Below are 19,219 nucleotides of genomic sequence, written 5' to 3'. Positions count from 1 at the left end.
AGCAGCTGTGGGGTGGTGGGGGAGCCTCGGGCTAATCTACGTGCTGGTGCTGTGGTGCCACCACCAGCGGCTTCGGGGAGTACTTGCCACGCAGGCCACGAAGAATGCCGGCGTGCTCCCAGAGGCGCTTATCCTCTTCGGTGCGTGGAGTGAACTGGCGGGCAGCTAGCGGCTGCCAGTCGGCGTCCATCGCCATGTAGGAGACGGTGGCGTGGATGGCGGTTTCCAATTGCTCGCGGCCACCGCGCGGGTTGCCCGAGCGCACGTGGACCGACATCTGCATCGAGCGGGTATCCGTGCGCATCATGCGGGCATCCACTTCGATGAGGTCTCCAATGTGAATGGGCCGGTAGAAGCGAATACCACCGGCATAGACCGCGACGGTGTGCTCACCCGACCATTCCATAGTGCAGGCAGCGCCGGCCTCATCAATCCATTCCATGGCCGTTCCGCCGTGAACGTTGCCGCCCCAATTGACATCGGTGGGCTTAGCCAAGAAGCGGTTTACCATTCGGGGTGCATCGGAAGGGCCATCATAAGTCTGCTTTTCCATTTCCGCTTCGATGGCCTGGCGCAGCTCGATGCGGGATTCTGCAGCCTCCCACACACGCTGGTGCTCAGTGGTGTCCGGAATCAGCGGCGGAACAGCCACCGACTTTCCGGTCTCGGTATCTTTGGCCACGAAGATGACGAGGCAGTCGCAGGCGCGGGTAAAAATGCCATCGCGAGGGTCAGCGGAGAGCACCTCGTTGACGATGTGCATGGAGGATCGCCCAGTCATCGCGATTCGTGAGCGCACCTCCACCAAGTGGCCCGAAGGGATTGGGCGAGTGAAGTGAATATGGCCCACGTAGGCTGTCACGCAGTAGGTGCCCGACCACTGGACCGCGCACGCATAGGCGGCCTTATCGATCCACTCTAGAACGCGGCCGCCGCCGATGCCTTGGGCGCCGGCGATAGTGAGATCTGTCGGGGCGGCCATAAACCGCAGCGTGATGGAGGGAGACTTGCCGGTTGGGACAGGCTTCTTTTCTTCCGAGGAGCTTGGTGGCATGGTTGGTGACATGGATAACAAAGTATCAGGGAGCGTGCTGACCGTATGAAAAAGGCTGTTGATGCCGCCACCACCCGCGCTGCTGTCGAAGCGGTGGAGGAGTGGATCCGTGACCCTGAAGGGGTGGAAAAACCAGGTCGCCCGGCCCTTGCGAAAGCCACTCGGACCACAGCTCGCCTGTTGGAGGCGGACGCGCCGGGTCACTCCGTGGAATTGCGGGTCCCCCCATTCGTGGCAGTGCAGTGTATCGCCGGGCCTCGGCACACCCGGGGTACTCCTCCGAATGTGGTGGAGACGGATCCCCAGACGTGGTTGCAGCTGGCCACGGGCGTCCTGGACTGGGAGCAGGCGCTTCACGACGGCCGCGTGGACGCCTCCGGCTCCCGTTCTCACGAGATCGCTGGCTGCCTGCCCGTGATTCCGTTAGTTTTCACTGGCCGGAACGGCTAGGATTAGCGCCGTGGTAGCTGAACACGTCCAGAGCATGACTAAGCCCCTGTCTACGGATCCCAGCCTGGATCCGGAGCCCCGCGAAGAATGCGGAGTCTTTGGTGTTTGGGCACCAGGAGAAGAGGTTTCCAAGTTAACCTACTTCGGACTTTTCGCCCTCCAGCACCGCGGTCAAGAGGCCGCCGGCATCGCGGTCGGGGATGATGACCGCATTGTTGTCTTCAAAGACATGGGCCTAGTCTCCAATGTCTTCGATGAATCCATCCTCACCTCACTGCACGGAAACGTGGCCGTCGGCCACACGCGTTATTCCACTGCGGGTGGCAAGGAATGGTCGAATGTACAGCCGATGTTTGGGACGTCGCCCAGCGGCGTCGACATCGCGCTTGGTCACAACGGAAACTTGGTGAACTACCAGGAGCTGCGCACCAAGGCTGTGGAACGCGGGCTCATCAAACCGCAGGAAGAGTCCGTTTCGGACTCCATGTGCCTGTCCATCTTGTTGGCTGATGGCGTGAGCGAAGACAGTAGCGTGTTCGATTCCGCTTTGCAGCTCTTGCCCACCGTGAAAGGAGCGTACTGCCTGACCTTTACGGACGGGCACACCCTCTACGCCGCCCGCGACCCGCATGGCGTGCGCCCGCTTGCCCTCGGTCGGCTCAACACGGGCTGGGTGGTAGCCAGTGAGACCTGTGCGCTCGATATCGTCGGCGCGCAATTTATTCGGGAGATCGAACCGGGCGAACTCGTTGCTATCGATGAGACGGGCATTCGCTCCGAGCGCTTTGCAGAAACTAAGCGCCACGGCTGCGTCTTCGAATATGTCTACCTGGCGCGGCCGGATACCAATATCAAGGGCCGTTCGGTCAACGCTACGCGCGTGGAAATTGGGCGTCGCCTAGCGCGCCAGTACCCAGCACCCGATGCGGACATGGTGATCCCCGTTCCTGAGTCCGGCAACCCGGCCGCCGTGGGATATGCCCGCGAATCCGGGCTGACCTTTGCGCATGGCTTGGTGAAGAACTCCTATGTGGGGCGCACCTTCATCCAGCCCACACAGTCCCAGCGACAGATGGGCATTCGCCTCAAGCTCAATCCGCTGCGGGAGGTCATCGAAGGCAAGTCCATCGTGGTGGTGGATGATTCGATCGTGCGTGGTAACACGCAGCGCGCACTAATCCGGATGCTACGGGAAGCCGGCGCTGCCGAAGTCCACGTGCGCATTGCCTCCCCGCCGGTAAAGTGGCCATGCTTCTACGGCATCGACTTTGCCTCGCCAGGCGAGCTTATTGCCAATGCCAACCCCTCCGATGATCCGGAAGAAGTAGCACAGACCATCTGCACCGCGATCGGTGCGGATTCGCTGGGCTTCGTCTCCACCGATGAGATGGTGGCGGCTACCCAACAGCCACGCAACGAACTGTGCTGCGCATGCTTCGATGGGAAGTACCCACTCGGACTGCCCGCCGGAAACCCGAATGCTGAGGCCGTGCGCACCCTGCAGGGCTCGACGACAAACTAAGGAATAAGGACTAAGTCATTCATGAGCGAGAACACGTATGCTGCCGCCGGCGTCAACATTGAGGAAGGCGACCGCGCAGTAGAGCTAATTACCCCCCACGCCAAGCGTGCCACCCGCCCCGAGGTGATGGGTGGGCTCGGCGGATTCGCCGGCCTGTTCAAACTGGGGGACTACAAGGAGCCGGTCCTCGCAGCTGGCTCTGATGGCGTGGGTACCAAGCTGGCCGTGGCCCAGGCCATGGATAAGCACGACACCATCGGCATCGACCTCGTCGCCATGTGCGTGGATGATCTCGTCGTGTGCGGAGCCGAGCCGCTTTTCCTGCAGGACTACATCGCGGTGGGCGAGGTTGTTCCGGAAAAGGTAGCGGAGATTGTGAAGGGCATTGCTGAGGGCTGCGTCCAGGCTGGTGCTGCCCTCCTCGGCGGTGAGACCGCGGAGCACCCAGGCGTCATGGGCAAGGATGAATACGACGTCTCCGCCACCGCCGTTGGCGTGGTGGAGGCCGATGAGCTCCTCGGCCCAGACAAGGTACGTGACGGCGACGTCCTGATCGCTATGAAGTCCTCTGGTTTGCACTCCAACGGCTACTCCTTGGCGCGCTACGTCCTCCTGGAGCAGGCCGGTTTGCCGCTTGACGGCTATATGGAAGACCTGGGCCGTACTCTCGGTGAGGAACTACTGGAGCCTACCCGTATCTACGCCAAGGACTGCCTGGCCCTAGTCTCTGAGTGCGCGGTGTCCACCTTCTGCCACGTCACCGGCGGTGGCCTCGCTGGGAACCTCGAGCGCGTCATCCCGGAGGGCCTGACCGCTGAGGTGAGCCGCTCGACGTGGACTCCGGGCCAGATCTTCAAGACCATTTCCTCGGTGGGCAAGGTGGCGCTCGAAGAGATGGAGAAGACCTTCAACATGGGCGTCGGCATGATCGCCGTCGTTGCGCCGGAGGATCGCGAGCGCGCACTGGCCATGATGACTGCCCGCCACGTTGAAGCATGGGAGCTGGGCACCGTCCGCGTTGCCGAAGAAGGCGAGCCGCGCGTTCTGATGACGGGCGAGCACCCAGGGTTCTAGGTCCTAGGAAAGGAACTTGGGAAAGGAACAGGGCCGGCAGTTTCCTCCTCTTATTGAGGGGAAGCCTTGCCGGCCCTTCGCTTACGTGCTGTGCACGGTGGGGAAGTGATCCACGCGCTTAGCGCGCGTCGGAATCATCCTCATCCCACTCGTCCGAGTTCCAGCGATCCGCATAGTCCTCGTAATCCGCGTACTCCGAGTACGGGTCCTCGTCCTCATCGCGGGAGCGCTTGGAGTTCTGTGAGGCGAGTTCACGCTGGAGCGAATCCAGATCCATCTCGGGCGAATTGTACTTCAGCTGGCGTGCAACTTTGGTCTGCTTTGCCTTTGCGCGTCCGCGTCCCATGTGCATGACCCCCTTGAGGTGTGTAGGGCGGTCCAGGGATTCTTGGCCGCCCCATCGTCTTAGTCAGATATGTGTATGTTCCTGTAAGACACCATAGCCTGTGTGACGAAAAAATTCCGAACTACCCCCCAGCGTCGCGTCGAAAAGGGCTCTAGCCCGCGGAGAAGAGGCGAATGTGTAATTCGCCACTACTTTCCGCGCAGGCGGTCCACAGCGGCGCGCCCGGCCTTGGGGCCCTCATCGGTGGGGATGGACTCTGGTTCAACCGAAGCTGCCACAGAGCCAATGTTCAGATCCCCGTTGTTGAGAGCGCTGCGCTTAATCAGACCAAGTGCGATGGGGCCATAATCGCAGTCCTCCACCACGGTGCCGAGCCGGCCAACGCGCCGTCCCCCGAGCGTAATGTCGGCGCCGCTATCGGGGCGCTCTGGAGCGGACCCGTCGAGGTAAAGCATCACCAGCAAACGGGGAGAGCGGCCGAGGTTCTCTACGCGCGCTACTGTCTCCTGTCCGCGGTAGCAACCTTTTTCTAGGTGAACGAATGCGGGCACATCGTCGTTGCGCCGGATCCATTGTGGAACCTCATGGGCGATGGTTTTCTCATCGAGGTCAGCGGCCAGTTCGGGCTCACGTGCGCGCACTCGCTCTGCGGTATATGCCATGAGACCCGCTAGGCTTCCGCCCTGCTTCTCCAGCTCTGTTACGGCAGCATCGAGCCGCTGGCGCGGCACGAGGAAATCCTGGCGTGGACAGCCCGGCCACTGCACAGAACGCTCGACCAAGGCCGCCGAGGGCTGCTGCAGCGACTGCCCCAGAACCGTGATGACCGCCGCGTCTGCTTCCTCCACGGTGACCTGGGACCAGAACACCATGGCGGTAAGGAAATCTCGCAAAGACTCGAACTGTGCTGTGGGCACGTCGAGGTAAAAGGTGTCCCCGTCGAAGGACAGATCCATGTGGTGTAGGACGTGGCCCTGAATGTTGAGGTCAAGAGCGCCTGCGGAAAAGCCGCTGTCTACATCGTCGAGCTTCTGGCTCAGCAGGTTATGCAGGAAGGCACGGGCATCGGGGCCAGACACCGCGATGACGCGGCGATGGGAGCGGTCGATGATGGCGGAACCTGTCTCTACCGCACGCTGCTCCACAAGGGGGTTTCCATAGTGCCAGGGGACCCCGGAGACATCGACAAGCGTGCTGCCCTGGAACTCAGTGGCTCCGGGCCGGGAAAGAAGTGGCGAAGAGTAACTCACGCCCTCCGATGGTAGGGCATAATCGGGGCTATGAGCCTTCAGCGCAGGAAAGAGCCGGTCATCTACGTTGTGGAACCGTTTGGAGGGTCGGTGCGGCGTCATATGCCGAACCTTCCGTTGGTCTATTGGGATGATGCCGCGGTGACGCGCGGCGACGGGATCTTCGAGTCCCTCCTCGTCCGTAATGGCAAGGCCGCTAATTTTCACCGCCACGCGGAGCGCTTCCGGCATTCCGCCCGCGCGCTCGATCTGCCGGAGCCGCCGATGCACAAGTGGCAAGAAGCCACTGAGCTGGCCATCGCGGACTTCTATGGCCCCGCCGGCGCGGATGGAGAGGAGGGCTCGTCGCTAGAAGCCAAGTGCACGTGGACTTATACCCGGGGCCGCGCCTCCACCGGTGTGCCCACGGCCTGGGTGGTGGTTCAGGAGGTTTCAGACGCGGTTGTGGCACAGCGCGCTACCGGCGTCAAGGTGATGAGCACCCCGCGCCTGTGGCAAGTAGCGGAGGAGCTACCTGCGAAAACGCTGAATTATGCGGCCACAATGGCTACGCTGCGCCTGGCACGCGAGCGTGGGTTTGATGATGTGATCTTTACTGATCCCGATACGGGATTGGTGCTGGAAGGCGCCACCTCTACCGTGGTGGCGGTCAAGGGGGCGAAGCTGCGCACGCCTGCGGGTAAGGGTATTTTGCCCGGCACGACGCAAGCGGCGCTCTTCGAATACGCCTCCGATCAGGGCTATCGCTGCAAGGCGAAGGAGCTTGACCTGCGCTACCTCGAGGAAGCCGACTCGGTGTGGCTTGTGTCTTCAGTGCGCACGGCGGTGCGCGTGACGCGCCTCGATGGCAAGAAGCTCAAGGCGCCGGCGAACGCGGAGGAAATACGCGCGCTGATCGACGCCGCCCTGGCGCGCTAGACTCCCTCGTACTGCGAGCTAGCGTTAGCTAGCTCAGCTAGCTCGCCTGCTGATTAGCCTGCCACGCGGGTGAGCTCGGCGGACATGAAGGGGCGCATTTCGCCGTCGACAAGCCGCTCATCTACCCAGCCCAGGTTGTTGTTCGGCATGAGGCCATACATACGCTTGCCGGGGCCGAGGTTGGTAGGCCCAGTTTCCGTGACCATGGTGGACGCAGATTCCAGCTGCCAGGCGCGCTCGTTGAACAGCGAGCCGTAGAAGATCTCGTTGATGCCATTGGAGGAGGTGTAGGTCATCTCAATCTCGTCCTTGAGGGAGATGCGCCAGAATCCGGACTCGCGGACATCTGGGCCCACCGGTTTGCCCTCGGAATCGATCTTCCAGGTGCGGGAGGTGTAGGTCAGGTAGTTCTCACCGTCGTGGGCGATGATGAGCTGCTGGCCAAAGGCGTACTGTTCGCCGTCGGTGCTGTGAGCCTGGCCTTCGCCCTGCCAGACACCGACGAGGGGGAGAAGCCCCAGGAGGCCATCGTGCAGTGACGGGCCTTGGCGTAGGTTCGCCGTCTCATCCGGCAGGGGGTTATCAGCCACATCAACGGTAGGAATGTTGCGGGAGGCAGCATCCTTCCACGCTTCAGCAGCTTGGCTAACGGCTGCGTTGCCGTCGATCTTGGTGTTCTCCGGGTGGGTATTTTCCGTCTGGTTTTCACTATTAGTCTGTTCGCTCATGCTGCCCCAGCGTAGTCGTGGTGGCATCACGGTAACCACTAGGCTCCAGTAGTCTTGGGAGTCATGCGCGTTTTGCTGATCTCAAACCCGAACTCCACGAGTCAGAATTCGGCCCTTTTCCGTGAGGTTCTGCCCGTTATTCGGGACGTGGAGGGGCTGCAGCTGCTGGCCCGCTTCACGCACTACCCGGGGCACGCGCAGGATATGGTGCGCGGCATGACGCGGGAAGACTTCGATGTCATCTTGGTCTTCGGCGGCGATGGCACGGTGAATGAGGTTGTAAACGGGCTGCTGGGTCCTGCAGATTCCGCAGAGCGCCCCAGCCCCCAGGAGATTCCAGCACTCGCAGTGATCCCCACTGGTTCTGCCAATGTCTTCGTTCGCGCCCTTGGTTTCCCTAATACCCCGGTCGAGGCAGCGCACGTGTTGGCTCGGATGCTGGAGCGCAATACGCGTCGCACCGTCTCCTTAGGTGTGTGGAATGACAGATGGTTCGCGGTCAATGCTGGTTTCGGGTTGGACGCCGACGTGCTGGCTCGCGTGGACCGTGCTCGGGAGTTGGGCTTTGCAGCTACCCCGTTGCGCTATTTGGCCGTGGCCTTTCAGGCTTATCAGCGCGCCCGCATCCGCCCACCGCGCATTAGCGTGCGTGCGCGCTCGAGTTCGGGAGAAACCTTTGCGGCTGATGACGTACCCGTCATGTTCACCTCCAACACCAACCCGTGGACTTTCCTCGGCCCACTGCCCGTGGTGACCAATCCGCGCAACTCCTTCGACCAAGGACTTGGCCTATTCGGGGTGTCAGACCTTGGCGGTATTGATGGTCTCGTCGGTGTGCTCCACCTCTTCGGCGTGGACCACCGCCACTGGCTGAATAAAGTTACGGATGCCCGTACGCTGCACTTCGAGGATGCCGTCGAGGTGGATCTGGTGTGCCCGAAACCGCACCGTTTTCAGGCGGATGGGGAGTCGGAGGGCACTTTCACAGAAGTGCACCTGGAATCGGAAGCGGACGCATTGGAGGTATTCGCTCCCATCGACCCGACCCCGCCCACGCACCGCAGCATCCGCAGGATCCTGCGGGACCTCATTCGAATCAACTAGTTCTGGCGCCAGCTCGGCGGAGTCGTTGGTGCGCTACCCACTTGGTTGGCCGTGTCTTGTGCCTTCTGCGCTGCATCCTCGACGGCCTTTTCTTCTGAGCCGTCGATCTCCAGCGGTGAGAGCTGCGCGGTCTTCAACGTGATGTTGCGGCGCTGCACCTCGAAGGTGATGGAGCCGCCGTGCAGTTTTACGGATGTGGCCTGTGAAGGCAGGGGGAGCTGGCGGGTATCCAAGACCAAACCGAAAGCCTTCTTGAGGCGTTCATCATCGGTTCCGTAGACGCTCATACGAAATTCCGGGCCCACGAGGCGCAGCGTTACCGTCGCGGTGGACTTGGTGTTGTCTCCTGGTAGCGTGCCGGTGAGCTCAGCTTGGGCCGAGGGGCCGCCGGTGGGAGACATGTCATCGGGATTGGCAATGGACAGATCGGTAATGCCCAGCATGCGGCCTAAGGCCACACCGTCGAGGTTGATGCTGCGCGTGTAAGTCGACACCGGTGAGCCTTCTAGCTCGCCGCTGAAGAGCTGTTCGGGGCGGATCGTGATGTCGCGCAGAGTAGTCGAGGCATTGACCATCCCGAGCTTGGGAACCTCCACGTCAGAAGATTTAACCTCCAAGTAGGGGATCTCCTTGGTGAGCGCGCCCAGGGTGAAGGGGACGCCGCCGATATACACGTTCGGTGTGTTTTCCAGCTGGGAGCTGGCCTTCGCCTGCTGGGCCACGGTGTGTTCCGCATGCATCGCCACTGCTGAATCCGCCAGCCATGCGGTCAGGACCACTCCCGCGACGGCGGCAAGACGTACGAGGTTGCGGCTGAGGTAGATGACGGTCACCCCTCTATTACTACCGCACGTAGGGTGGGAAGCATGAATATAGAGACTAATACTGTGCCGCAGAATCTAGATCTCGCGCAGCGCGTGGAGGAACTTGCTGCAGCGGCCGAAACACACGATGGTGTTGCGCCTTTCTCAGAACAGTTTCTTATCGGGCTGCGGGATGACCGCCTGGGCCACCGCCATCTGCTCTCTATCGAGGGCGACGAGGTGCTCGGTGTGGCTGCCCTCGACGGGCAGACAGTGGAGCTCTTTGTCGGTGTGGAACACCGTGGGCGAGGGGTAGGGCAGGCGCTTGTCGACGCCCTCCCGGCATCCCCCCAGATCTGGGCGCATGGCAACCTCCCGGCCGCCCAGGCGCTGGCGAAACGTAATGAGATGGACGTCGTCAGGCGCCTGCTCGTCATGGCTATTGAGGGCCAGGACCTACGCGCAGCGGAGGAAGCGTCCGCAGCGGTCGACGGCCTAGAGATTCACACGTACACCGAGTCGGTGGAGCGCTTCGGACGTGAACATGTCGAGGCGGAATGGGTTCGCACCAACAACGAGGCTTTTTCCTGGCATCCGGAGCAAGGGGGCTGGGACCTGGAGCGCCTACATCGCGGGATGGAAGCCGAATGGTTTGATCCTGCCGACGTGCTATTCCTGTGGGATTCGCACGGTGGTGCGCACAGTGCCCCAGCATTGGCCGGTTTTCACTGGCTGAAATGGCATGCGGAGGGCGCCCCAGCCTTCGGTGAGGTCTATGTTGTGGGGCTGGGTGAGGACTACCGCGGGCGTGGGCTTGGTGGGCCTCTGCTCACTGCGGGGCTGCAGCGCATGGTGGCTAAAGGCGCGGACAAGGTCATTTTATATGTCGAGGCGGACAACGAACCTGCAGTAAAGGCCTATGAGCGTTTGGGCTTCTCGATTGCAGAGGAACACTGCGTCTGGGCGAAAAGTGACTAGCCTCACCGCCTTGTGGTACAAGTTCACCGATTGTTCATCTCTTGATCCCTGTGGGGTTAACCCACCAGATATAGCTTTACTTCCCGTGAGTTAATCGTGCCCGCCTTAAGAGGACGGCGGAGGGCGATTTACTCGGACAATCATTCTCTTGTATCCGCACCGGAAAGGTTTCCCGTGATCCGCAACTTCAAGCGCACTGCCGCTATCTTCGGCATCGTCGCCGCCACCTCCACCGCTCTCGTCGCTTGCTCCGAGTCCAACGACTCCGGCTCCGCTGAAGGCGGCTCCGAGGGCTCTGACGTCTCCGGCGAGCTCGTCGGTGACGGCGCGTCCTCCCAGCAGAATGCAATGTCTTACTTCCAGACCGCATTCTCTGAGGATCATCCGAACGCTTCCCTGTCCTACAACGCTTCCGGCTCCGGCGCTGGCGTTGAGGCTTTCACCAACGGCCAGGCCGACTTCGCTGGTTCCGACTCCGCTCTGAAGGAGGATGACGGTGAGGTTGAGGCTGCTGCTGAGCGCTGTGGCGGCAACGAGGCATGGCACCTGCCGACCACCATCGGTCCGGTAGCTATCGCTTACAACCTCGAGGGTACCGAGATCAACCTCTCCACCGAGACCCTGGCCAAGATCTTCAAGGGTGACATCACCAAGTGGAACGACGAGGCAATCGCCGCTGACAACGAAGGCACCGACCTGCCGGACGAGGACATCACCGTCATCTTCCGCTCTGATGAGTCCGGTACCTCCGCCAATTTCCAGAAGTTCCTGAAGGCCGCTACCGGCGACTGGGACACCGAGGGCAAGCAGTTCCCGGATGCAGTTGGTGAGGGTGCCAACGGCTCCGCTGGTGTTGCTGACCAGGTTGCCAACATCAAGGGTGCTATCACCTACGTTGAGTCCGGTTTCGCTGACCAGAAGGAAGCAGACGGCGTTCAGAAGGCAAAGATCGACTTCGGCCACGGCCCGGTTGAGCTGAACACCGAGTCCGTCAACGTTGCTCTGGAGAACCTGGAGTTCAAGGAGACCGAGTCCGAGCACAACATGGTTGTTGACTCCGACGCTCTGTTCGCGTCTGACGACGAGGGCGCATACCCGCTCATCCTGACCACCTACAACATTGTTTGCTCCGCTGGTTACGATGAGGAGACCTCCGCTCTGGTTAAGGCCTTCTTCACCACCGTCCTGGATCACCAAGATGACCAGCTTGCTTCTCAGGGCTTCATCCCGGTTGAGGGTGCACACCTGGACAAGCTGAAGGCTGCTGTTGACGCTCTGCAGTAAGCGCTAGAGCTCAACAAAGCTAAATACTCTTCGCCCCCACTGCCGCACTCGAATCGCGCTTTGGGGGCGCAGGTATGTAACGACAAACTCCATTCTTAACGCTGAAAAGGATTAGAACGTCTCATGGCAGACAATAATCTCACCACGGCGCCCGAGCAGACGGAGCTTTCCGTCTCCGCTGCTGAGCGGCCTTCTACCGGCGGATCCGAAGAACTTACCAAGGCTAACTCCAGCAGCGGAGTTAAGCGCCCGGGTGACCGAGTCTTCGAATTCCTTTCTTCTGCTTCGGCCACGTTGATCACCGTCATGATTGCTGCCATTGCGGGCTTCTTGCTGTGGCGTGCCGTGCCAGCCCTGGGCGTCAACGACGGTGGCATCATGGGGTTCTTCACCTACGGTGGCCGTTGGGAGACTGGCGATACTTCCGCGATGAAGTTCGGTATCCCGACCATGTTCGGCACTACGGTTCTTATCTCCGTCTTCGCCCTGCTGCTGGCTATGCCGGTTGCACTGGCGATTGCCATCTTCCTGTCTAACTACGCGCCGGCACGTCTGGTCAAGCCGCTGGGCTTCCTCGTGGACATGCTCGCTGCAGTCCCGTCCATTGTTTATGGTCTGTGGGGCTGGCAGGTCCTCGGTCCAGCTCTCTCCGGTTTCTACTCGTGGCTGGAGTCCTGGGCTGGTGGGTTCTTCCTTTTCACCGTCTTTGATAACTCGCCGTCGTTTGCTACCGGCCGTAACCTCTTCACCGGTGGCATCGTGCTGGCCGTGATGATTCTTCCGATTATCGCCGCTACGGCACGTGAGGTCTTCGTCCAAACTCCTCCTGGTCAGATTGAGTCTGCCTTGGCGCTGGGCGCAACCCGCTGGGAAGTTATCCGCATGACGGTGCTCCCCTTCGGTATGTCCGGTTACATCGCCGGCTCCATGCTCGGTCTTGGACGTGCACTGGGTGAGACCATGGCTCTGTACATGGTTGTCTCCCCGCTCGTGGACTTCCGCTTCTCGCTCTTCGACGGCGGTACGACCTTCGCCATGGCCATCGCCTTGGCATCCGCAGAGTTCGGTAATGAGATGCGCGCAGGTGCCTACATCGCCGCCGGCCTCATGCTGTTCTTGCTGACCTTCGTGGTCAACGCCATTGCCCGCACCATCGTGAAGAAGAAGTAGGGAGGAGGACACAATGACTACTACTACTACTACAAACGCCAAGCCTGCCTCCGCAGGCGCTACCTTCCTTGATATTTCGGCTTCCCGAAAGGCCACCAACACCATTGCCACCGTCGTGGTATGGGTGGCCATGATTATCGCCATGATCCCTCTGGTTTGGGTTCTGTGGGAACTCTTTGCCCGCGGCAGCGGCATCATCTTCAGCGCCGATTGGTGGACCACGTCCCAGCGCGGTGTCATGAACAGCGTTGCGGGCGGCGGTGCTGCTCACGCCATCGTTGGTACCTTCGTCCAAACCGTCCTAGCCTCCATCATCTCCATCCCGATCGGTATCTTTACCGCTATCTACTTGGTGGAGTATTCCAAGGGCGGCTGGCTCGCCCGTACCACCACCTTCATGGTGGACATCCTGTCCGGTGTGCCGTCCATCGTTGCCGCGCTGTTTATCTTCGCTATGTGGATCACGCTCTTCGGCTTTGGCCGCTCCGGCTTCGCCGTGGCGCTTTCCTTGGTGCTGCTGATGATTCCGATCGTGGTTCGCAACACCGAAGAGATGCTCCGTGTTGTCCCGATGGACTTGCGTGAGGCCTCCTATGCACTGGGCGTTCCGAAGTGGAAGACCATTGCTCGCATCGTCCTGCCGACCGCCCTGTCCGGCATCGTTACCGGTATCATGCTCGCGGTTGCGCGTGTGATGGGTGAGTCTTCTCCGGTGCTGGTCCTTGTTGGTTCCTCCTCCATCATCAACTGGGACGCGTTCAAGGGCTCGCAGTCCTCGCTACCGCTGATGATGCTGGATATGTACAAGGCCGGCGCACAACCGGCTGTCCTGGATAAGCTCTGGGGTGCAGCGCTGACGCTGGTTATCCTTATCGCTGTCCTTAACATCGCGGCCCGTGTCATCTCCGCGAAGTTCTCGGTCAAGAAATAGATCGCCGTAACACTCGATTCCGCCATACATTCTTAAGAGGAGAAACTCCTAATGTCTAAGCTTGAGCTCAATGACGTGAACATTTACTACGGCGACTTCCACGCCGTGCAGAACGTCAACATGCAAATTCCGGCGAAGGCCGTGACCGCCTTTATCGGCCCTTCCGGCTGCGGTAAGTCCACCGTTCTGCGCACCTTGAACCGTATGCACGAGGTCATCCCCGGCGCCTATGTCAAGGGCGAGGTCCTCTTGGACGGCCAAGATATTTACGGCGCCAAGGTTGACCCGGTATCCGTTCGCAACACCATCGGCATGGTTTTCCAGAAGGCTAACCCGTTCCCCACGATGTCTATCGAGGACAACGTTGTTGCCGGCCTGAAGCTCTCCGGCGAGAAGAACAAGAAGAAACTGAAGGAAGTTGCCGAAAAGTCTCTGCGCGGCGCCAACCTCTGGGATGAGGTTAAGGACCGCCTGGATAAGCCGGGCGGCGGCCTGTCCGGTGGACAGCAGCAGCGTCTGTGCATCGCCCGTGCGATTGCCGTGGAACCGGAGGTCCTCCTCATGGACGAGCCGTGCTCGGCACTTGACCCGATTTCTACCCTGGCTGTTGAGGACCTCATCCACGAGCTGAAGGAAAACTTCACCATCGTTATCGTCACCCACAACATGCAGCAGGCAGCCCGTGTGTCCGATAAGACCGGTTTCTTCTCTCTAGAAGCCACCGGAAAGCCGGGCCACCTCGTCGAGTTTGATGACACCACCAAGATCTTCGAGAACCCCTCCAAGAAGGACACCGAGGATTACATCTCCGGCCGCTTTGGCTAAACACCGATAGCGCCATAGTGCCGAAAGCCGGCGCCCTCTCTCGACTGTTTAAGGTCTAGGAGTGGGCACCGGCTTTTGTGTTTTCAGGATGAGCTAGGTGTTACTAGCGGTGGATCGGCAGCTATTTCGAGCATGAGCCTCATCTAGTGATGGAACTGGCGCTCCAGCTCTGCCATGCGGGCCTCTAGCTCGGCTTCGCGTTGCTCCTGATCACGCTTGCGCATATAGCGGTCCGGGTCCAGGCCCGTTGCAAGATAGATAATGCGACCGGCAGCGGCAGCGCAATGATCGGCGAAACGCTCGTAGTAACGCGATAGCTGCGAGGTTTCCACAGCTTGGCGCACCGTTCCCTTCCATTCCCGCTGGGTCAGCATGCGTAGCAGGTGATGGTTGATGTCATCGACGGCATCATCATCTTCGGTTAACCGAAGGGCTAGCTCCGGATCGCGGGTGATGAGGATGTCCTTGAGCCCCGCGGACATATCGAGAACGAGGCGCGCATATTCCTCGAAGTAGCCCATGATGTCTGCTGGTACCACTGGCTCGGGGTGGCGGCGGCGGGCACTCGTTGCAATGTGCTGGGACAGGCGGCCCATGCGATAAAAGTCTTCAACAATATAGATGGAAGAGATGACCTGGCGGAGATCCTTGGCCATCGGATTTTCCAAGGCTAGCAGGGAGACCGCGCGGTCTTCGCACCGCGAGCGCACCTCATCCAGTTCATCGCGCAGTGACACAGCCTCCTCAGCCGGTTGCAGGGAGGCCTTGATTAACGCCTGGGAGGCGAGGGCCATCAGCTTATGGACGGTCGTGCTCATGATGATGAGATCATGAGAAAAATTATCCAACTGTTCACGGTAAGCAGCGCGCATGCCACGTACTTTAGCTGAACTATTGGTCTAGTGCCTGACGAACAACAAGTTTGAATAATCGCGGCTAGCCGCCGGAGTGCATAATCTCCGCGCCTTCCGGCACAGTGGCATCCTCCGGATCATCGAGCCAACCCTCGGGAAGGACTACCTTGGCGGGTGAGCCCTGGCGGCCGCGGGCACCATCGGCGTCGTCGGCAAGCGCAGGCGAGTCGGCCCACGGCGCCAGCAGTTCGCGCAGATCCTCCAAGGAATTGACGCGAGAAAGGCCCGCACGTACCTGGCCGCCCACGGGAAAACCACGCAGGTACCAGCCAATGTGCTTGCGAATATCGCGGCTGGCTTGAGCCTCGCCCTCATGCTGGGCTAGAAGCTCTGCGTGGCGGAGCATGATGCGCGTGACTTCGCCTAGCGTGGGCTCTTCCGGTACTGGTTCACCCCGCAGGTGGGCGGAGAGTTCCGCAAAAAGCCACGGGCGGCCCAAACAGCCGCGGCCCACCACGACGCCGTCACATCCAGTTTGCTCCATCATGTCGTGCGCATCGGTTGCCTTGAAGATATCGCCGTTGCCCAAGACTGGGATGCCTGTGTCTGCCAAATGCTCCTTCAAGCGGGCGATTTCGCCCCAGTCGGCGTGACCGGAGTAGCGCTGGGCGGCAGTGCGCCCGTGCAAAGCAACTGCTGCGGCTCCTTCCGCCACAGCGATACGCCCGGCATCGAGGTGTGTCTTGTGCTCTTCATCAATGCCGACGCGCATCTTCACCGTGACTGGAATATCCGTGCCCTCAGTCGCCTTGACTGCGGCGGAGACGATGTTGCCAAACAGGCGGCGCTTATAAGGAAGGGCAGAACCCCCGCCGCGGCGCGTGACCTTGGGGACCGGGCAGCCAAAGTTCATATCGATGTGGTCCGCCAAGTTCTCATCCACGATCATCTTGGCAGCCTTGTAGGTGTACTCCGGATCGACGGTGTACAGCTGCAGCGAGCGGGGCTGTTCTTGGGGAGCGAAGGTGGTCATGTGCAGGGTCTTGGGGTTGCGCTCGACCAAGGCGCGAGCGGTGACCATTTCGCACACGTAGAGCCCGGAGACAGTCCCGGTCTTTTCAATCTCTTGCTCACGGCACAGCACGCGAAAAGCCACGTTGGTCACGCCGGCCATGGGGGCGAGGACAACGGGGGAGTTGAGCTGGATTTTTCCGATTGCAAGAGTCACGCCGCCAATTGTGCGCGGAAAGAGCCCGGGGTGGCAAATTCTGATGAAGAAAGTGAGGGGTGCACACGGTTTGGGGCAGAGTGCGGTAAATCCGCTTCTGATTCGCTAGTGTGGTGCATGTAACTAATAGGAAAGGACCGTAACGTAGGTCGTTTCTGCACATAAAAGGAGGACTAATGTCTGAGAGAATTGCATACGCGCCGTTTGAGAAGCTCGTGATGAGCGCTGACGAGGCCGCACAGTTCGTCAACCACGGTGATCGTGTGGGAATCTCCGGCTTTACCGGTGCTGGCTACCCCAAGGCCCTGCCGACCGCTATCGCGGAAAAGGCAAAGGCGGCCCACGAGGCGGGGGAGGAATTCAAGATCGACGTCTTCTCCGGTGCCTCTACCGCCCCGGACTGCGATGGCGTCCTGGCTGAGGCAAACGCCATTCGCTTCCGCTCCCCATACAACTCTGATCCGGCATTGCGCGGCCGCTTCAACGATGGCTCCGCCCTCTACCAGGATGTTCACCTCTCACACTCTGGCCAGCAGGTGGAGGAAGGTTTCTACGGTGACTTCCAGGTAGCCATTATTGAGGCCGCGCGTATCGATGAGAAGGGAAATATCGTTCCCTCCTCCGCAGTAGGTAACAACCTCGAGTACATCGAGGCCGCCGACAAGATCATCATTGAGATCAATGAGTGGCAGTCCCTCAACCTCGAGGGCATGCACGATATCTACCGCATTGAGAAGCTGCCGAACCGTCAGCCGATCCCGATTACCAAGCCGGCTGACCGCGTTGGTACCACCTACATTGAGATCCCGGAAGAGAAGGTCGTGGCTGTAGTCAAGACCAACGCCCCGGACCGCAATGCTCCGTTCAAGGCTCCGGATGAGGTCTCTGAGAAGATCGCTGCGAACTTCATTGAGTTCCTCGAGGGCGAGGTTGCTGCCGGACGCCTGGAGTATGACAAGTTCATCATGCAGTCCGGTGTGGGCAACGTCCCGAACGCAGTGATGGCCGGCCTGCTGGATTCCAAGTTCGAAAACATTCAGGCCTACACCGAGGTTATCCAGGACGGCATGCTGGATCTTATCGACGCCGGCAAGATGACCGTCGCCTCTGCTACCTCCTTCGCCCTGTCCCCGGAGTATGCGGACAAGATGAACGCTGAGGCTGAGCGCTACGCCAAGCACATCATCCTGCGCCCACAGCAGGTGTCCAACCACCCGGAGGTTATCCGCCGCGTTGGCCTGATCTCCTCCAACGGCATGATTGAGGGCGACATCTACGGCAACATCAACTCCACCAACGTCTCCGGCTCCCGCATCATGAACGGTACCGGCGGCTCGGGTGACTTCACCCGTAACGCCTACATCTCCACCTTCGTGTCCCCATCGGTGGCAAAGGGCGGCGCTATTTCCGCCATCGTGCCTTTCGTGTCTCACACCGACCACACTGAGCACGACACCATGGTCATCATCACCGAGTATGGTGTTGCGGACCTGCGTGGCCTGGCTCCGAAGGAGCGCGTGGAGAAGGTTATCGCCGTGGCGCACCCGGACTACCGTCCGCTGCTGGAGGAGTACTTCGAGCGTGCCAAGGCGAATAAGTTCCAGCACACCCCGCACGATCTGAAGACCGCTTTTGACTTCCAGGTGAACTTCATGGAGAAGGGTGACATGCGCGGCTAATTGCGCATCTCTGCTAGGTAGTGGCCCTTTCCGCTGGAGGTGAGGGCCATTTCGTTTTCTTTAGTGCGACCTACTAAGATGGTTGGGCGTTGGGCCTTTAGCTCAGTTGGTAGAGCTACGGACTTTTAATCCGCAGGTCGCGGGTTCGAGCCCCGCAGGGCCCACAAAAAGAGCCGCCTTCGGGCGGCTCTTTGAGTAGTTTTAGGGGCGTTGAGCTTGCAGGGATGCGGCTGGGGGTTTGTTAGCTCTTGACGAGCTTCCGAATGGCCCGCATAGCTTCCTCTAGCTTCTCTGAGGCTATTTCCCCGTCCTCGGCAGCGGCTCCTGCCACGCAGTGCTCTATGTGGTCCTCCAGGAGTGCCAGGGAGACATTCTCGAGCGCGGAGGTTACCGCCGAGATCTGCGTGATGATGTCAATGCAGTATTGGTCCTCTGTGATCATGCGGTGGATGCCGCGGGTTTGCCCTTCGATGCGCTTGAGGCGCGCTAAGTATTTCGCCTTTTGATCGTCATTGGAGTTGTAGCCGTGTACACCCGGCTCATGGCAGGAACAGGTATCTCGCTGGTCAGTCATAGTTTTTTACCTTTCTGCCGGGGCGATTTGGTTAAGTAAGGATGTCTACAGTATATTTTTACAAAGTTGCCTCAAGGCAACGGGCCCCCATCGTCTAGCGGCCTAGGACACCGCCCTTTCACGGCGGCGGCACGGGTTCGAATCCCGTTGGGGGTACCAACACCTTTGTGTTGGCACACAAGTAAATATATATGGCCCTGTGGCGCAGTTGGTTAGCGCGCCGCCCTGTCACGGCGGAGGTCGCGGGTTCAAGTCCCGTCAGGGTCGCCATATTCAAGCCTCGAGGCATTGTTAGAGAAACAAGCCTCGGGGCTTGCGTCGTTTTGTCTCCGTCAGCGATTAATCCTGCTGGCGCATGCCGCCGGTGGAGCGGGAAAGCTTATAGGTCTAGGTGCTGTGGGGTGGGCTGTATATGTTATGTCCATAGGGTTTTTGGACATGGAGTCC

Annotated in this window: 19 protein-coding genes and 3 tRNA genes; 14 read left to right on the top strand and 8 right to left on the bottom strand. The window is 60.2% G+C overall.

Annotation, left to right across the window (positions count from 1 at the left end):
• Positions 1-31: 31 nt before the first annotated feature.
• Positions 32-1,066 carry an acyl-CoA thioesterase gene (locus tag HMPREF3147_RS01720; protein ID WP_070443900.1) on the bottom strand — a complete coding sequence of 345 codons (1,035 nt, stop codon included), beginning with the start codon at positions 1,064-1,066 and terminating at the stop codon, positions 32-34.
• 33 nt (positions 1,067-1,099) lie between these two features.
• Here HMPREF3147_RS01720 and HMPREF3147_RS01715 point away from each other — a divergent pair, with 33 nt between their 5' ends.
• From HMPREF3147_RS01715 to purM, 3 genes are read left to right on the top strand one after another with little or no spacing between them, the layout of a single operon-like run.
• Positions 1,100-1,504: a sterol carrier family protein gene (locus HMPREF3147_RS01715; RefSeq protein WP_070443897.1), complete on the top strand. Its 405-nt coding sequence runs from the start codon at positions 1,100-1,102 to the stop codon at positions 1,502-1,504.
• A 34-nt stretch (positions 1,505-1,538) separates the two neighbouring features.
• Positions 1,539-3,026 carry an amidophosphoribosyltransferase gene (gene purF, locus HMPREF3147_RS01710; protein ID WP_201829149.1) on the top strand — a complete coding sequence of 496 codons (1,488 nt, stop codon included), beginning with the start codon at positions 1,539-1,541 and terminating at the stop codon, positions 3,024-3,026.
• A 21-nt stretch (positions 3,027-3,047) separates the two neighbouring features.
• On the top strand, positions 3,048-4,100 hold the full coding sequence (gene purM, locus HMPREF3147_RS01705; protein WP_010188991.1) for a phosphoribosylformylglycinamidine cyclo-ligase: 1,053 nt from the start codon (positions 3,048-3,050) through the stop codon (positions 4,098-4,100).
• A gap of 118 nt (positions 4,101-4,218) precedes the next feature.
• Here the strand turns inward: purM and HMPREF3147_RS01700 are convergent, their stop codons facing one another.
• Positions 4,219-4,446 (bottom strand): DUF3073 domain-containing protein, encoded by a 228-nt coding sequence (locus HMPREF3147_RS01700; protein ID WP_201829151.1) that lies wholly within the window; start codon positions 4,444-4,446, stop codon positions 4,219-4,221.
• Positions 4,447-4,634: 188 nt separating this feature from the next.
• Entirely contained in the window at positions 4,635-5,696 is a 1,062-nt protein-coding gene (locus HMPREF3147_RS01695; RefSeq protein ID WP_070443888.1) for a CAF17-like 4Fe-4S cluster assembly/insertion protein YgfZ, read from the bottom strand.
• 30 nt (positions 5,697-5,726) lie between these two features.
• Here HMPREF3147_RS01695 and HMPREF3147_RS01690 point away from each other — a divergent pair, with 30 nt between their 5' ends.
• The gene (locus HMPREF3147_RS01690; RefSeq protein ID WP_070443885.1) at positions 5,727-6,614 is read left to right on the top strand and encodes an aminodeoxychorismate lyase; all 888 of its coding nucleotides are present in this window, start codon (positions 5,727-5,729) and stop codon (positions 6,612-6,614) included.
• A 53-nt stretch (positions 6,615-6,667) separates the two neighbouring features.
• Here the strand turns inward: HMPREF3147_RS01690 and HMPREF3147_RS01685 are convergent, their stop codons facing one another.
• Positions 6,668-7,342 carry a heme-binding beta-barrel domain-containing protein gene (locus tag HMPREF3147_RS01685; protein WP_070443882.1) on the bottom strand — a complete coding sequence of 225 codons (675 nt, stop codon included), beginning with the start codon at positions 7,340-7,342 and terminating at the stop codon, positions 6,668-6,670.
• 63 nt (positions 7,343-7,405) lie between these two features.
• On the opposite strand from HMPREF3147_RS01685, the gene HMPREF3147_RS01680 reads away from it, so the two are divergent.
• Positions 7,406-8,446: a diacylglycerol/lipid kinase family protein gene (locus HMPREF3147_RS01680; protein ID WP_070443879.1), complete on the top strand. Its 1,041-nt coding sequence runs from the start codon at positions 7,406-7,408 to the stop codon at positions 8,444-8,446.
• On the opposite strand, the gene HMPREF3147_RS01675 is transcribed toward HMPREF3147_RS01680, so the two are convergent.
• On the bottom strand, positions 8,443-9,279 hold the full coding sequence (locus HMPREF3147_RS01675) for an LmeA family phospholipid-binding protein (protein WP_070443876.1): 837 nt from the start codon (positions 9,277-9,279) through the stop codon (positions 8,443-8,445). The two genes, HMPREF3147_RS01680 and HMPREF3147_RS01675, sit on opposite strands and share 4 nt — an antisense overlap.
• Positions 9,280-9,312: 33 nt before the next feature.
• Here HMPREF3147_RS01675 and mshD point away from each other — a divergent pair, with 33 nt between their 5' ends.
• The 5 genes from mshD to pstB all read left to right on the top strand — a co-directional run bounded on the left by mshD (position 9,313) and on the right by pstB (position 14,437).
• Complete coding sequence (gene mshD / locus HMPREF3147_RS01670) at positions 9,313-10,227, top strand: mycothiol synthase (RefSeq protein ID WP_070443873.1); 915 nt, start codon at positions 9,313-9,315, stop codon at positions 10,225-10,227.
• 174 nt (positions 10,228-10,401) lie between these two features.
• Entirely contained in the window at positions 10,402-11,511 is a 1,110-nt protein-coding gene (gene pstS, locus HMPREF3147_RS01665; RefSeq protein ID WP_070443870.1) for a phosphate ABC transporter substrate-binding protein PstS, read from the top strand.
• Between the two features lie 123 nt (positions 11,512-11,634).
• Entirely contained in the window at positions 11,635-12,681 is a 1,047-nt protein-coding gene (gene pstC, locus HMPREF3147_RS01660; RefSeq protein ID WP_070443867.1) for a phosphate ABC transporter permease subunit PstC, read from the top strand.
• Between the two features lie 13 nt (positions 12,682-12,694).
• Positions 12,695-13,612: a phosphate ABC transporter permease PstA gene (pstA, locus tag HMPREF3147_RS01655; protein WP_070443864.1), complete on the top strand. Its 918-nt coding sequence runs from the start codon at positions 12,695-12,697 to the stop codon at positions 13,610-13,612.
• Between the two features lie 51 nt (positions 13,613-13,663).
• Positions 13,664-14,437, top strand: coding sequence for a phosphate ABC transporter ATP-binding protein PstB (gene pstB / locus HMPREF3147_RS01650; RefSeq protein WP_070443861.1), 774 nt, complete (start codon positions 13,664-13,666; stop codon positions 14,435-14,437).
• A 143-nt stretch (positions 14,438-14,580) separates the two neighbouring features.
• On the opposite strand, the gene phoU is transcribed toward pstB, so the two are convergent.
• On the bottom strand, positions 14,581-15,309 hold the full coding sequence (gene phoU, locus HMPREF3147_RS01645) for a phosphate signaling complex protein PhoU (protein ID WP_070443858.1): 729 nt from the start codon (positions 15,307-15,309) through the stop codon (positions 14,581-14,583).
• A 64-nt stretch (positions 15,310-15,373) separates the two neighbouring features.
• Positions 15,374-16,519 (bottom strand): tRNA dihydrouridine synthase DusB, encoded by a 1,146-nt coding sequence (gene dusB, locus HMPREF3147_RS01640; protein WP_070443854.1) that lies wholly within the window; start codon positions 16,517-16,519, stop codon positions 15,374-15,376.
• Positions 16,520-16,695: 176 nt separating this feature from the next.
• Here dusB and HMPREF3147_RS01635 point away from each other — a divergent pair, with 176 nt between their 5' ends.
• Both HMPREF3147_RS01635 and HMPREF3147_RS01630 read left to right on the top strand, forming a co-directional pair.
• Positions 16,696-18,198 (top strand): acetyl-CoA hydrolase/transferase family protein, encoded by a 1,503-nt coding sequence (locus HMPREF3147_RS01635; RefSeq protein WP_070443851.1) that lies wholly within the window; start codon positions 16,696-16,698, stop codon positions 18,196-18,198.
• 91 nt (positions 18,199-18,289) lie between these two features.
• A tRNA-Lys gene (locus HMPREF3147_RS01630) sits at positions 18,290-18,362 on the top strand.
• 77 nt (positions 18,363-18,439) lie between these two features.
• Here the strand turns inward: HMPREF3147_RS01630 and HMPREF3147_RS01625 are convergent.
• On the bottom strand, positions 18,440-18,772 hold the full coding sequence (locus tag HMPREF3147_RS01625) for a metal-sensitive transcriptional regulator (protein WP_070443848.1): 333 nt from the start codon (positions 18,770-18,772) through the stop codon (positions 18,440-18,442).
• 83 nt (positions 18,773-18,855) lie between these two features.
• Here HMPREF3147_RS01625 and HMPREF3147_RS01620 point away from each other — a divergent pair.
• A tRNA-Glu gene (locus HMPREF3147_RS01620) sits at positions 18,856-18,931 on the top strand.
• 34 nt (positions 18,932-18,965) lie between these two features.
• A tRNA-Asp gene (locus HMPREF3147_RS01615) sits at positions 18,966-19,042 on the top strand.
• Positions 19,043-19,219 lie beyond the last annotated feature (177 nt).

Origin of the sequence: Corynebacterium sp. HMSC05D03, assembly GCF_001807205.1 — a bacterium.
GTDB classification, from domain to species: domain Bacteria; phylum Actinomycetota; class Actinomycetes; order Mycobacteriales; family Mycobacteriaceae; genus Corynebacterium; species Corynebacterium aurimucosum.
This window is presented reverse-complemented; position numbering and strand designations above follow the sequence as displayed.